Source organism: Mesorhizobium ventifaucium (assembly GCF_935822925.1).
GTDB classification, from domain to species: domain Bacteria; phylum Pseudomonadota; class Alphaproteobacteria; order Rhizobiales; family Rhizobiaceae; genus Mesorhizobium; species Mesorhizobium ventifaucium.
The window spans coordinates 326917-339960 of record NZ_CAKXZS010000024.1 but is presented as its reverse complement, the minus strand read 5'-3'; the positions used below and the strand labels follow the sequence as shown (position 1 = coordinate 339960).

The window sequence follows — 13044 nt, the reverse complement described above, 5'->3', positions numbered from 1 at the left end:
ACATTAAATCTGCGTAATCCGGGGTTTTTGGCCCTTTTCCGCCTTCGGCGCCTTCTATCTATTCTGGTGAAACCCGCGGCACGAGGCTGCGAGTTATGCCAAGACATGACCACCGCACGACGGCGCGTCGGACCGCCAGCCCGATGCCAACACCGTCGACGTCGTCGACCGCGTCAAGGCAATGCTGCCGTCCTTCCAGGATCAAATGCCGGCGGCGGCCAGCATCCAGTTGCTCAACGACCGCTCGACGTCGATCCGTGAGGCGGTCGACGACGTGCAGTTCACGCTGCTGCTGACCATCGCTCTGGTGGTGATGGTGATCTTCCTGTTCCTGCGCCGGGCAACGGCGACGATCATCCCGGCGGTGGCGGTGCCGATCTCGCTCGTCGCTACGCTCGGCGCCATGTTTCTGTTCGGCTTTTCAATCGACAACATCTCACTGATGGGCCTGACTCTGGCTGTCGGCCTTGTCGTCGACGACGCGATCGTCATGCTGGAGGACATTTTTCGCCACATGGAGGAGGATGGGCTCTCGGCCTTGGACGCGGCGCTGAAGGGCGCGCGCGAAATCGGCTTTACCATCATCTCGATCTCGATCTCGCTGGTGGCGGTGTTCATCCCCGTGCTTTTGATGGGCGGAGTGATCGGCCGCATCTTCAACGAGTTCGCGGTGGTGGTGACGGTCGCCATCCTGGCGTCGATGTTCGTGTCGCTGACGCTGACGCCGATGCTGTGCTCGCGGCTTTTGTCTGTGAAGGCCGAGCGCGAAGCGGCGCATAGTGAAGGTCAGAGGCACAATGCCTTCATCTGGGGTTATGACTGGCTGCTGACCTTCTGCCTGCGGCACAGTTTTCTGGTTTTTCTCGTCTTCGTTGGGACGGCCGCACTGTCGGTCTGGCTGATCCAGACCTCGCCGAAGGGCTTCTTCCCGCAAGAGGATATCGGCCAGATTTCGGTGACGACCACCGCGCGCCAGGACATTTCGTTCGACGCCATGGTAAAGCTGCAGGGGCAAGTGGCCGATGTCTTCACCCGTTCGCCCTATGTCGCGCATGTAGCCTGGTCGGCGGGCAGCGGCAACAATGCGCTGAACCAGGGCCAGCTCTTTGTGCAGTTGAAGGACAAGAGCCAGCGCCCTGACATCGACAAGGTGCTTTCGGATCTGCGGCGACAGCTGGCCAATGTCGCCGGCATCGAAACCTTCATGCAACCGGTGCAGAATCTGCGGCTCGGCGCGCGCGCTTCGGCCAGCGCCTACCAGCTCGTCGTGCAGGGCCTCGACACCGCCGCGGCGGACAACTGGGCGCAGAAGCTCACCGACGCGATGGCCGCCGACCACGCCGCCTTCACAGATGTCAACAATGATTTGCAGAACAACGCCCTGCAGGCGTCGCTGGTGGTCGACCGCGACAAGGGGCGACGCTCGGCGTCGACACCGATACATTGCGCTCCAGCCTCTATGGCGGTTTCGGCACCGAGCAGGTCTCGACCATCTTCGGTTCGGCCGACTGCTACGAGGTGATCATGGAACTCGACCCGAGGATCGAGTGGTCGCCAGAAAGGATGCTGGCGATCAAGGTGAGGACGGCCAGCGGCAGCCTGGTGCCGCTCGGCGCCTTTGCCCGCGTCGATCGGACCGCTGGCGCCTTGACTGTCAATCAGCTCGGCCAGCTTCCGGCGGTAACCATCTCCTACAATCTGCCGCAGGGCGTCGCGCTCGGCGACAGCGTGAGCCACATCGATGTGCTGAAGGAAAAGATCGGCATGCCGGCGACGATCTCGACCAATTTTTCGGGCACGGCGAAAACTTTTCAGGATTCGCTTGCCAACCAGGGCCTGCTGATCAGCGGCGCGATCCTTACCATCTACATCGTCCTCGGCATCCTCTACGAGAGCTTCATCCATCCGCTCACCATCCTGACCGGACTGCCGTCGGCGGTGCTCGGCGCGCTTGTTGCATTGCGGCTTGCGGGGATGGACCTGTCGGTGATCGCGGTTATCGGCATCCTGATGCTGATCGGCATCGTCAAGAAGAACGGCATCATGATGATCGACGTCGCGCTCGAACTCAGGCGCGAGGGGATGTCGCCGCTCGAGTCCATTCACAAGGCCTGCCTGATGCGCTTCCGGCCGATCATGATGACGACACTGGCGGCACTGATGGGCACGATCCCGATCGCGCTCGGCACCGGCGCCAGCGCCGAACTGCGCCAGCCGCTCGGCGTGGCGGTGGTCGGCGGCCTCGTCGCTTCGCAATCGCTGACGCTGTTCGTCACGCCGGTCATCTTTGTCTACATGGAGCATTTTTCGGGCTGGCTTGTCAGGCTGTGGCCGAAGCGCCGGGACGAGCAGATACCGGTCGAAGCCGTCGACCGGCCTTCGCCGTACGAGGGCGGAGAAGCGTCGCAGGGCGCGCCGCAGAAGACGGCAGCCGAATAGAAGCCGACCGGCTGGCCCAAGCCGCGGCGCTTGCGGTGGAACGCTTGCAGCCGTAAATTTACGGCCATGTCCCACGACCATGATCACGACCACGATAACGAGCTTGATCCCTTTGCCGCCCGGGTGCGCGCGCTGGAGACGATCCTGACCCAGAAAGGGCTGATCGATCCGGCCGCGATCGACGTGATCGTCGACAGCTATGAGACAAAAATCGGTCCGCGCAACGGCGCCAAGGTGGTGGCGAAGGCGTGGCTCGAGCCGGACTTTGCCGCCTGGCTGAAACGCGACGCGACGGCGGCGATCGGCTCGCTCGGCTACACCGGCCGGCAGGGCGAGCACATGCAGGCCGTGTTCAATACGGCGGACACGCACAACCTCGTCGTCTGCACGCTGTGCTCCTGCTACCCGTGGTCGGTGCTTGGCCTGCCGCCGGTCTGGTACAAGGCGCCGCCCTATCGTTCGCGCGCGGTCATCGATCCGCGCGGCGTGCTCGAGGAATTCGGGCTGACCTTGCCGGCAACGACAAAGATCCGGGTGTGGGATTCTACCGCCGAGCTGCGTTATCTGGTCGTGCCGATGCGGCCGAAGGGCACCGACGGCTGGAGCGAGGAGCGGCTGGCGGATCTGGTGACGCGCGACGCGATGATCGGCACCGGACTGGCGCGGGAGCCGGCATGAACGGGCCGCAGGATCTCGGCGGACAGATGGGGTTCGGGCCGGTCGCACCCGAAAAGGACGAACCCTGTTTCCATGCCACGTGGGAAAGGCGGGCGCTTGGCGTGACCTTGTGCGCCGGCGCCATGGGCGCCTGGACCATCGACGAGAGCCGTCATGCGCGGGAATCGCTGCATCCCGCCGATTATTATGGCTCCAGCTACTACGAGATCTGGATCAAGGCGCTCGAAACCTTGCTGAAGCGGCACGGCTTCGTCAGCGACCGCGATCTAGCCGCGGGCAAGGCGGTCGACCCTGCCGCGAAGCCAAAGCGGGTGATGAAGGCCGAAAACGTGCCTGATGTGTTGGCCAAGGGCGGCCCATGCGACCGGGCGATCGCCACGCCGGCGCGGTTCAAGGCAGGCGACCTGGTGCGGACGAAGAATTTCCATCCGGCCGGCCACACAAGGCTGCCGCGATACGCACGCGGCAAGCAGGGCGCCGTCGAAGCGGTGCGCGATGGATTTGTCTTCCCAGACACCAATGCTCATGGGCAAGGCGAAAACCCGCAATGGGTCTATACGGTGGTTTTCGACGGCGCGGAGATCTGGGGCGAGGGCGCCGACCCGACGATGACCGTGTCGATCGACGCCTGGGAGAGCTATCTTGAGCCGGCGTGAGGCGAAGTCAGTCACCGCCACGCTGCCGACGGGCGTCGAGGCGCCGATATTCGCCGAGCCATGGCAGGCGGAAGCCTTTGCCATGACGGTTGCGCTGCACGACAAGGGCCTGTTTTCCTGGAGCGAATGGGCGGGCGCCTTGTCCGCCGAGGTCAAGCAGCCTGGTGCCGCAAGCGATGGCCACGATTATTACGAGCACTGGCTGGCAGCGCTGGAAAATTTGCTGTCGGCGAAAGGGGTTGCCGGCAAGGGCGACATCGATGCGCTCGCTGCCGCCTGGGGACGCGCCGCGCTTGCAACGCCGCACGGCAAGCCGATCCTGCTCGAGAACGATCCCAGCCCGACCGAAGGTCGTGGCGGCCCGACCGGCTAGGTCGTGGCGGCTCGACTTCGTTCTCTTTACGTTCCGATCTTTGCCTGATAACTTGTCATTGGCGGTGCGGCCCGTTGCCGACGAACTTGGTTAGTGCCGTCGGCCTTGTCTTTCCCCCGCGAATCCGGTCTCTCGCGCTGATGGAATTCTCTCCTCAACAGGACGATGCGCTGAAGGCGGTCGCCACCTGGCTCAAGACCGGAAAGCCGCAGTTGTTCCGGCTGTTCGGCTATGCCGGCACCGGCAAGACGACGCTGGCGCGCTATTTTGCCGAGCATGTCGACGGCCAGGTGCAGTTCGCCGCCTTCACCGGCAAGGCGGCGCAGGTGCTGCGTTCCAAGGGCGCGGTCAATGCCCGCACCATCCATTCGCTGATCTATCGGCCGAAGGGCGAGGAGACGGTTGCGGACGAGGTGACCGGCAAGACTTCGATGTCGCCGACCTTTTCGCTCAACCGGCAGAGCCCGATCTCGCGGGCCAAGCTCGTCGTCATCGACGAGTGTTCGATGGTCGACGAGCAGCTTGGCCGCGACCTCTTGAGTTTCGGCACGCCAATCTTGGTTCTCGGCGATCCCGGCCAGTTGCCGCCGATCTCGGGCGGCGGCTTCTTCACCGAGCATGAACCGGATATTCTGCTCACCGAGATCCACCGGCAGGCGCGCGACAACCCGATCATCCGGCTGGCGCTCGACGTGCGCGAGGGACGCGAATTCATGCGCGGCGACTATGGCGCGGCGCAGGTGATCGGCAGGGAAGACGTCACCCAGGAGCTGGTGCTGAAGGCGGACCAGGTGCTGGTCGGCACCAACAGGACGCGGCGTCGCTATAATCAGCGGCTGCGGGAGTTAAAGGGGTTCAATGCCGACTTTCCGCAAGCGGGCGACAAGCTCGTCTGCCTGCGCAACGACCCGGCTAAGGGATTGCTCAACGGTTCGCTGTGGAAGGTGATGACCTCGTCGCGCGAGACGGTGAAACCCGGCATCAATCTGCTGGTCTCACCGGAGGAGGACGATCCGGACCGCGGCGTTGCCAAGATCAAGCTGCTCAAAGCGGCGTTCGAGGATTCGGACGCCGATATTCCCTGGCAGCAGAAGAAGCGCTTCGACGATTTCGACTATGGCTACGCGCTGACCGTGCACAAGGCGCAAGGCTCGCAGTGGAACGAGATCGTGCTCTTCGACGAAAGCTGGGCGTTCAAGGAAACCCGCCAGCGCTGGCTCTACACGGCAATCACGCGCGCGGCGGAACGGCTGACGATTGTCAGATAGGCGGATCGAGCCAGGACTGTAGCTGCGTCAGCGTGGCGCGAGCGGTCTGGCGCCGAGCCATTCCCAGGCGGATGCTTCGTCCTTTGCCTCGAAATGCCTGAGCTCGACGGGCGAGGAAGCAGGCAGCAAGCTCTGTGCGCTGGGTACCCAGTTCGGCTCGCCGACCGCAGCGCAGCGGCCGACATGCTCCACGGCACGGGCCGTGCCCTGTTCAAGCGTTTCGTCCGACACATCGATCCAATCGACGCCATCATGGTCGATCAGGCGCACCAGCACGTCGATTTTTGGGTGCAGCGCGTAGGCTGCCTCCAGCAATCCGAACAGGTTTTCCGCATCGGCCGCCGTGACATGGCCGACGACGTCGATGGCGAACAGGTCGTCGCGGTCGGTGTCGATGCGGCGAACCGCCGGCACGGCTTCAAGATAATTCACGGGTCTTCCTCTTGCTGGTTATTATACGTCCCTCTGGAACACCGGAAACCCCCTGTCTGTTCCCGCCAAAGGCGGTATAGATGGCCGCAAATACATCCGGACCCGAGGACCCATGCCTGCAAGACTCTCCGTCAATCTCAATGCCATCGCCATGCTGCGCAATCGGCGCGACCTGCCGTGGCCAAGCGTCATCGGGCTCGGGCGCCTGGCGCTGGCCGCGGGCGCGCATGGCCTGACAGTGCATCCGAGGCCCGACGAGCGGCACACCAGGCATTCCGACCTGCCGGAGATCAGGGCTCTGATCGACGACGAATTCCCCAAGGCAGAGTTCAACATCGAGGGCTATCCGAGCGAGGAATTCCTGGCGCTTGTGGAAAAGCAGCAGCCGGAGCAGGTGACGCTGGTGCCCGACGACCCTGCCCAGGCCACCTCCGACCATGGCTGGAACTTTGCCGCCGAGGCGGCGTTCCTGACACCGATCGTCAAACGGCTGAAAAAGGGGGGCTTTCGCGTGTCGTTGTTTTCCGACCCGGATCCGGCAGGCATGAACGCCGCCCGCGACACCGGCGCCGACCGGATCGAGCTCTACACCGGTCCATATGGCAGCTATCATTCCGATTCGGCAAAAGCGGCGAATGAACTGGAAAGATTGGGGAAAACCGCGGATGCAGCGATTGCCGCCGGGCTTCAGGTCAATGCCGGCCACGATCTGGTGGTGAGCAACCTGCCGGCATTGGCAAAGCGCATCCCGGAATTGGCCGAAGTGTCGATCGGACATGGGTTGACAGCCGATGCGTTGGAGTATGGCATGGCCGGCACGGTCAAAAGATTTCTGAAGGCCTGTGGGTGGTAGAGATGGAAGCCTCGCTTTGCGGACATGGCAGCCATCACGTCGGGGCACTTGATATTGCATTGCAGCAAGCGTAGAGCACCGCGCGCTTATCGGAGTGTCGTCCATGGCCCTTACCAACAGTGGTAGTGAGGCAGAACCAGTCGAACAATCCAGCCATCCTGAGGTCGAAAAGCACAGCACCAAGGTGTTGATGCTGGGCGCTCTCGGCGTGGTCTATGGCGATATCGGCACCAGCCCTATCTATGCGCTTCGCGAGGCACTGCATGCTTCGTCCGGCACCGATCCGCGCAGTGCCGTTCTCGGCATTCTGTCGCTGATCGTCTGGGCACTGACGATTATCGTGACCATAAAGTATGTCGCCTTCGTGCTTCGCGCGGATAACAAGGGTGAAGGCGGTACCCTGTCGCTCATGGCGCTGGCCCGGAAAGCCTATCCGGCTGGTTCGGGCATCATTCTTGCCATCGGTCTGTGCGGAGCCGCACTGTTTTTCGGCGACGCGATCATAACGCCGGCCATTTCGGTGCTTTCAGCGGTGGAAGGGCTGAGCGTCGTGACCCCGGCGTTCGATCCATACGTGGTTCCCATCACTTTGGTGATTCTTGCCGTCTTGTTTGCCGTGCAGCGCTTCGGGACCGGCAGGGTGGCCTCGGTTTTCGGGCCGGTGACGGCGCTCTGGTTTCTGGCGATCGGCGTTGCCGGATTGCTGCACATCCACGACGACCCGTCGGTGCTTTTGGCAATCAACCCCTATTATGCAGTCGTCTACCTTGCCGAGGCCAAAGCGGGCGCGTTTCTCACCGTCGGCGCGGTTTTTCTGGCAGTTACCGGTGCCGAAGCGCTTTACGTCGATCTCGGACACTTCGGTCGCCGTCCGATCGTGCTGGCCTGGTTCTGGATCGTCTTTCCCTGCCTGCTGCTCAGCTATTTTGGGCAAGGCGCATTCGTTCTTGCTCATGGCGGAGTGCCCGATAATCCGTTCTTCCAGATGCTGCCGGATTGGGCACTGATACCGATGGTCGGGCTCGCAACAGCAGCGACTGTCATCGCCAGTCAAGCCGTTATCTCCGGGGCGTTTTCGCTGACCCGGCAAGCGGTGCAGCTCAATCTTCTGCCCAGGATCGAAGTTCAGCATACTTCCGAGATGCAGCTTGGCCAGATTTACATGCCGCGCGTGAACCTCATTCTCGCGCTCGGCGTGATGCTGCTGGTCGTCGGCTTTGGCAGTTCGAGTTCGCTGGCTTCCGCCTATGGAATTTCGGTGACAGGCGAGATGCTGATGACGACGATTTTGCTGTTCGTGGTGATGCGGTGGCAATGGAAATGGCAGACCGCGCTCGCTGCGGCGCTGGCGCTGCTCTTTGGCACGATAGACACCGGCTTCTTCCTGGCAAATATCGTGAAATTCTTGGAAGGCGGATGGGTCTCAATCGCTGTTGCCTGCCTCATGGGGCTGATCATGGGAACCTGGATTCGCGGCAGTCGCTATCTGTTCGACAAGACGCGCAGGAACGAGATTCCGCTCGATTTCCTTGCCGCCAATCTGTTGAAGAAGAAACCGCAGCTGGTGTCCGGCACGGCCGTGTTCCTGACCAGCGATCCCGTCAGCGCGCCAACCGCGCTGATGCACAGCCTGAAGCACTACAAGGTGCTGCACGAACAGAACGTCATCCTCTCGGTGGTGACGGCGCAGCAGCCCATGGTGCCCGATAGCGAGCGGGTCAAGATGGAGCCGATCAACGAGCTGTTCATGCGGGTGACGCTGACCTTCGGCTACATGGAGCAGCCCAACATTCCGCGCGCGCTGGCGATCTGCCGCAAGCAGGGCTGGAAGTTCGACATCATGACGACGTCTTTCTTCCTGTCGCGGCGCTCGCTCAAGGCGTCACCCAATTCCGGCATGCCAGTATGGCAGGACAAGCTGTTCATCGGCTTGGCGCGCACGGCAGCCGATGCGACGGAGTATTTCCAGATTCCGACCGGACGTGTTGTTGAGATCGGAACGCAGGTGGCAATCTAGGGCATGCCGATGTTCAGGTGAGGCCGGCCTGCGAACAGCGGGTTCCTGCGCTTCCTACAGCGCCGCGCGCCCCCTTGGGCGCGCAAAGGACGCTGTAGAACTTTGATTTGCGCATGACCTTTCCGAAATCGATCTCGATTTCGGGGTCATGCGCGGGCTCACGTGCCCGAAAGTACGCTCCGCTCCGGTTCTCGGAACCCACCATTCTCGACTCAGCCTGACCTGAATCTCGACATGCCCTGACCACGTCCGACTTCAGCCGGCTAGCGCTGCCTTGTTCGCTTCAAGAAACTGCTTCAGCGATTGCGGCTTCCTGCCCGAAAGTGTCTCGACCGCGTCCGTCACCATGCCGATGCGGCCGGTGCGCGTGTTGGTGTCGAAGGAAGTGACGATTGGGGCAAAGCCCTCGGGAACGCCGGCGGCTTTCAGGCCCTCGGTCAACGCTTCGTCCGAAAGCTGGACGACCTCGATGGGCTTGCCGGTGACGTCGGTCACCAGGGCTGCGATCTCGGCGACGGTATGGGCCTGCGGACCCGTCAGCGTGTATGTCGTGCTTTCGGTGGCGCCCGAGGCAAGGTCGGCAGCGATCGCCGCGGCCATGTCGTCGCGAGCGCCGTGGGCGATACGGCCGTCGGCCGCCGATGTGTACCACTGCCCCGAGGCAATCGCCTGCGGCAGCGACATGAACAGGTTCTCCTGATACCAGCTGTTGCGGAAAATCGTGTAGGGGATGCCGCTCGCCTTGATCGCCTGCTCGGTCCCGTAGTGATCGCCCGCAAACAGCACCGGCGATCCCGGCTCAGGATTGGGCATCGAGGTGTAGAGCAGATGCGAAACGCCGGCTTGCCTCGCGGCTGCGACAGCGGTCTGGTGCTGCTTCAGGCGTTTGCCCTGAAGTGCGAGCTCGTCGGTTGAGATGATCAGGACCCTGTCGGCGTCCTTGAATGCCTCGACGAGCGACGCGGTGTCGTCGAAATCGGCTTGCCTGATGATGACGCCGCGCGCCGCCAGCTCGGCGAGGTTTTCCGGATTGCGAGTGGTGGCGATGATGCGTGCGGGCGGAACCTTGAGCGTGTCCAGCAGATGATGGATGACGCCGCGGCCGAGCTGGCCGGAGGCGCCGGTGACGAGAAGGGTTTCGGTCATGGGAAGTCCTGTCGTTGCGCCGGAGCGGCGGGTGCTTATATAAGTCTCAAAAAGAGACCAGCACTAAAATAGGAATTGACCGACCCTCGTAAAGAAGGCAGTTTTGCGGGAGGTAGGCAGGCGCAGGGAACCAGCGATGGACAGCAAAGTCGTCAGTCTGAGATCGAAGCTCGAGATTTACAAAGCGAACAGCGGCGGGGGCAACATAGCGGACTGTCCGGTGCGCGATGTGATCCAGGGCATCAGCAACAAATGGAGTTCGCTGCTGATGATGGCGCTGGCCGAAAAGCCGTACCGGTTCGGCGAATTGCGGCGGCTGGTGCCCGACATTTCACAGCGCATGCTCACCCAGACGCTGCACGATTTGCAGCGCGACGGTTATGTCCATCGCGAGGTCTTCCCGACCAAGCCGCCGAGCGTCGAATACAGTCTGACCGATCTCGGACGCTCGATGTTCGGGCCCCTGCATCAGCTGCTCCAATGGGCCGAGCTCAATCATGGCGCGGTGCGCGCCGCGCGCACCGCTTTCGACGCTGCCGACGCTTAACCAACTCCCAGAAGGATGGACGGTGGCTGGAACCGTGGTCGATCCGTTCAGGCCGATCGGTATTACGGAAGCGCAGTGGCCGCCTCGTTGCGGCGGATGAGTTTCGAAAGGTGCGAACCCTTCGCTTGCAGGAATGCATGAAGGCGCTGTGGATAGTCGGGGGTGAGATAGGGCTTGCACCGGGTCCGACAATACGTCATAGACGCGCCGAACCGTAACGTACGGTACTGTCCTGGCCGCCGCCGTTATCGAGCAGGAAAAGAGTTTGTTGCAGGCAAGCGTCGACATCGACACCAGCGGAGCGCTGACGGAGCGGCAGAAAGCCGTGCTCGACGCCGCACTTCGCCTGCTTGTCGAGGAGGGCGATCAGTTGACCATGACCGCCGTGGCGCGGCGGGCGAGCTGTTCCAAGGAAACGCTCTACAAATGGTTCGGCGATCGCGACGGGCTGTTGACGGCAACGGTGCAATGGCAGGCCTCCAAGGTGCGGGTGGTGCCGGTCGACGGCAAGGGGCTTACCCTTGCTTCGCTGACGGTGAGCCTCGCACGCTTCGCTTCGGACTGGCTCAAGGTGATTTCGAGCGACACATCGATCGCGCTGAACCGCGTCGCCATTGGCCGTGCCGGCTCGGGGAATGACGACCTCGGCGCCATCGTGCTGGAGAACGGCCGCTTCGCGCTGGCCCGGCGCCTGAAGCCGGTGCTGGAGGCCGGTCGGCAGGCCGGGCTTCTCGAGTTCTCGGATGCCGAAGCGGCATTCCGCACCTTCTTCGGGCTGGTCGCCCGTGACGTGCAGATTCGCCTGCTGCTCGGCGACCGGCTGGAATTGACTGATGCGGCGATCGGCGGCGACGCCGTCCGGGCAACGCAGCAGTTTCTCGCTCTTTACGGAGCAAAAGCCGGGCTGCAAGGCCCCTAGAGCCGGATGATTTCAGGTCAAGTCGACCTGAAATCTGAATCCGGCTCTAAATCAAAGAGATAGAGCATGATGTCGTCCGAAAACCGCTTCACACTCTTCGGCATCATGCTCTGAATTCAAAAACGGGAAGGAAGAAAAATGCGTGTCTATTACGATCGCGACGCCGATCTCAACCTGATCAAGGGCAAGAAGGTCGCCATCATCGGCTATGGCAGCCAGGGCCGGGCGCATGCGCTCAATCTCAAGGATTCCGGCGTCAAGGAAATCGCCATCGGCCTCAAGGCCGGCTCGGCCACCGCCCAGAAGGTCGAGGCCGATGGGCTCAAGGTGATGAGCGTGGCGGACGCCGCCAAATGGGCCGACCTGATGATGATGGCGACGCCGGACGAGCTGCAGGCCGACATCTACAAGTCCGAAATCGCGCCGAACATCCGCGATGGCGCGGCGATCGCCTTTGCCCACGGCCTCAACGTGCATTTCGGCCTGATCGAGCCGAAGGCCTCGGTCGACGTCGTCATGATCGCGCCGAAGGGACCCGGCCACACGGTGCGCGGCGAATACCAGAAGGGCGGCGGTGTGCCGTGCCTGGTCGCGGTCAACCAGGACGCTTCGGGCAATGCACTTGATCTCGCTCTGTCCTACGCCTGCGGCGTTGGCGGCGGCCGTTCGGGTATCATCGAAACCAATTTCCGCGAGGAATGCGAGACCGACCTGTTCGGCGAGCAGGTTGTCCTGTGCGGCGGTCTGGTCGAGCTGATCCGCGCCGGTTTCGAGACGCTGGTGGAAGCCGGCTATGCGCCGGAAATGGCCTATTTCGAATGTCTGCACGAGGTCAAGCTGATCGTCGACCTGATATATGAAGGCGGCATCGCCAACATGAACTACTCGATCTCGAACACCGCCGAATGGGGCGAATATGTTTCGGGCCCGCGCATCATCACCGCCGAGACCAAGGCCGAGATGAAGCGCGTGCTGAAGGATATCCAGACCGGCAAATTCACCTCGGAATGGATGCAGGAGTATCGCGCCGGCATGTCGCGCTTCAAGGGCATCCGCCGCAACAATGACAGCCATCAGATCGAGGAAGTCGGCGCCAAGCTGCGCGCCATGATGCCGTGGATTTCTAAGAACAAGCTGGTCGACAAGGCTAAGAATTAATTCACAATTTTGTCAATGCGCGAGGAAAACCGGCGAGGCGCCCCGCCGGTTTTTTCGTGTCCTGGTTCTGTTGGTCCGAATGGATTCCGCAAGCAATCAGCCGTAGTGCCAGTGGGGCTTTGGCTCGGTGCCGGTGAACATGATGCCGATGCGGTCCTCGCGGCGCCAGCGGACCACTGCCTTGTAGGCGATGCCGTCGGTCGGCACATAGAGCAGGAATTCGTCGGGCACGCGAGCGTCGATCGAGACCTTCAGTTCGGCGCCGCCGTCATGCATGTTGCGCACCGTGCACGTGACCTCGGACCTGGTCATGCCGGTCAGGATCGTCGCGCCCTTGAAGACGCGCTGCCTGCGTTTGTCCCGGTGTTCGTCTTCAGCCATCGCGCGCCAATCCCGGCGATCGTCGCATTTCATGTGGTGCGATCGGCAAGATAACTAGGCCTGCCGGATAAACATAGCGTTATCGTCGTTCAGAAAAAGACGGCTTCAGAAGAAGTGAGGCCAGATGAAAAACGGCGCCGCGAGGTGCCGCGCCGTCTGGAGTTCTTCAGGTGCTCC

Annotated in this window: 12 protein-coding genes and 1 pseudogene; 10 read left to right on the top strand and 3 right to left on the bottom strand. The window is 62.3% G+C overall.

The features are described from left to right. Positions 1-124 precede the first annotated feature (124 nt). From NMG70_RS22345 to NMG70_RS22325, 5 genes and pseudogenes are all read left to right on the top strand, one after another. Positions 125-2439 (top strand): annotated as a pseudogene (locus NMG70_RS22345) (efflux RND transporter permease subunit); the annotation flags it as partial. Between the two features lie 66 nt (positions 2440-2505). Continuing rightward, positions 2506-3117 carry a nitrile hydratase subunit alpha gene (gene nthA, locus NMG70_RS22340; RefSeq protein WP_254026523.1) on the top strand — a complete coding sequence of 204 codons (612 nt, stop codon included), beginning with the start codon at positions 2506-2508 and terminating at the stop codon, positions 3115-3117. Then, positions 3114-3773 (top strand): nitrile hydratase subunit beta, encoded by a 660-nt coding sequence (nthB, locus tag NMG70_RS22335; RefSeq protein ID WP_254026522.1) that lies wholly within the window; start codon positions 3114-3116, stop codon positions 3771-3773. Before nthA ends, nthB begins: the two co-directional genes overlap by 4 nt. Beyond that, a complete protein-coding gene (locus NMG70_RS22330) occupies positions 3760-4146 on the top strand; it encodes a nitrile hydratase accessory protein (protein WP_254026521.1) in 387 nt (128 codons plus the stop codon). The genes nthB and NMG70_RS22330 overlap by 14 nt, the downstream gene beginning before the upstream one ends. A gap of 140 nt (positions 4147-4286) precedes the next feature. After that, complete coding sequence (locus NMG70_RS22325) at positions 4287-5414, top strand: ATP-dependent DNA helicase (protein WP_254026520.1); 1128 nt, start codon at positions 4287-4289, stop codon at positions 5412-5414. 27 nt (positions 5415-5441) lie between these two features. Here the strand turns inward: NMG70_RS22325 and NMG70_RS22320 are convergent, their stop codons facing one another. After that, on the bottom strand, positions 5442-5846 hold the full coding sequence (locus NMG70_RS22320) for a SpoIIAA family protein (protein WP_254026519.1): 405 nt from the start codon (positions 5844-5846) through the stop codon (positions 5442-5444). 112 nt (positions 5847-5958) lie between these two features. Here NMG70_RS22320 and NMG70_RS22315 point away from each other — a divergent pair, with 112 nt between their 5' ends. Together NMG70_RS22315 and NMG70_RS22310 are read left to right on the top strand one after the other, a co-directional pair. Further along, complete coding sequence (locus NMG70_RS22315) at positions 5959-6699, top strand: pyridoxine 5'-phosphate synthase (protein ID WP_254026518.1); 741 nt, start codon at positions 5959-5961, stop codon at positions 6697-6699. Positions 6700-6802: 103 nt separating this feature from the next. Continuing rightward, positions 6803-8716 carry a potassium transporter Kup gene (locus NMG70_RS22310; protein WP_254026517.1) on the top strand — a complete coding sequence of 638 codons (1914 nt, stop codon included), beginning with the start codon at positions 6803-6805 and terminating at the stop codon, positions 8714-8716. Between the two features lie 255 nt (positions 8717-8971). Here the strand turns inward: NMG70_RS22310 and NMG70_RS22305 are convergent, their stop codons facing one another. Then, a complete protein-coding gene (locus NMG70_RS22305; RefSeq protein WP_254026516.1) occupies positions 8972-9862 on the bottom strand; it encodes an SDR family oxidoreductase in 891 nt (296 codons plus the stop codon). Between the two features lie 136 nt (positions 9863-9998). On the opposite strand from NMG70_RS22305, the gene NMG70_RS22300 reads away from it, so the two are divergent. From NMG70_RS22300 to ilvC, 3 genes are all read left to right on the top strand, one after another. Beyond that, positions 9999-10409, top strand: a complete 411-nt coding sequence (locus tag NMG70_RS22300; RefSeq protein ID WP_254026515.1) for a winged helix-turn-helix transcriptional regulator — start codon at positions 9999-10001, stop codon at positions 10407-10409. A 265-nt stretch (positions 10410-10674) separates the two neighbouring features. Next, a complete protein-coding gene (locus NMG70_RS22295; protein ID WP_254026514.1) occupies positions 10675-11328 on the top strand; it encodes a TetR/AcrR family transcriptional regulator in 654 nt (217 codons plus the stop codon). A 138-nt stretch (positions 11329-11466) separates the two neighbouring features. Beyond that, a complete protein-coding gene (gene ilvC / locus NMG70_RS22290) occupies positions 11467-12486 on the top strand; it encodes a ketol-acid reductoisomerase (RefSeq protein ID WP_254021831.1) in 1020 nt (339 codons plus the stop codon). Between the two features lie 96 nt (positions 12487-12582). Here ilvC and NMG70_RS22285 read toward each other — a convergent pair whose 3' ends face one another. After that, positions 12583-12867 (bottom strand): PilZ domain-containing protein, encoded by a 285-nt coding sequence (locus tag NMG70_RS22285; RefSeq protein ID WP_123151893.1) that lies wholly within the window; start codon positions 12865-12867, stop codon positions 12583-12585. Positions 12868-13044 lie beyond the last annotated feature (177 nt).